Origin of the sequence: Azospirillum himalayense (genome assembly GCF_042657465.1) — a bacterium.
In the GTDB taxonomy this organism is placed as follows: Bacteria; Pseudomonadota; Alphaproteobacteria; order Azospirillales; family Azospirillaceae; genus Azospirillum; species Azospirillum himalayense.
On the sequence record NZ_JBHSLC010000125.1, the window covers coordinates 1 to 534 of the forward strand.

Annotated in this window: 2 protein-coding genes; both read right to left on the reverse strand. The window is 66.1% G+C overall.

Translation table 11 applies throughout. The features are described 5' to 3' along the window. Positions 1-115, reverse strand: a 115-nt coding sequence (locus ACFPMG_RS35330) for a CoA transferase (protein ID WP_143271937.1), incomplete at its 3' end; no start/stop codon positions are given. A 111-nt stretch (positions 116-226) separates the two neighbouring features. After that, a partial coding sequence (locus tag ACFPMG_RS35335) for a thiamine pyrophosphate-dependent enzyme (RefSeq protein ID WP_377000882.1) occupies positions 227-534 on the reverse strand: 308 nt, incomplete at its 5' end.

The following is a 534-nucleotide window of genomic DNA, read 5'->3' on the forward strand; positions in this document are numbered from 1 at the left end:
GACGCTCGACCTTGATGACGTCGGCGCCGAACCACGCCAGAAGCTGCGTGCAGGTCGGACCCGACTGAACATGGGTGAAGTCCAGAACCCGCACGCCTTCAAGAGCTTTTCCCATCGTCGTTCCTCCCGGTGGTGCTCTGTGTCTGAAAAGGGCGGCCCCACCCCTCGCTGGCAGGGCCGCCCGGCCTGGAACCGGAGAACCGGCGTCCTTAGTAACGTTCGATCGTCAGGTCTTGGGCCCCTTGCGGACGGCGCTGGTGGGGTTGAGGCTGCCGATGTTGCCGCTCTCCGACCCGGCGTTGGGGTCGATCACCGCGTTGATCAGCGTCGGCCGCCCGCTGTCCATCGCCGCGCTGACCGCCCGGTACAGCTCGTCCGGCGTCGTCACGTTGACGCCCGCGCCGCCGAAGGCCTCCATCATCTTGTCGTAGCGCGAGTCCGGAACGAAGACCATCGGCGACGGGTCCGACCCGCCCGTCGGGTTCACGTCCGTCCCCTTGTAGATGCCGTTGTTGTTGAACACCACGATGCACA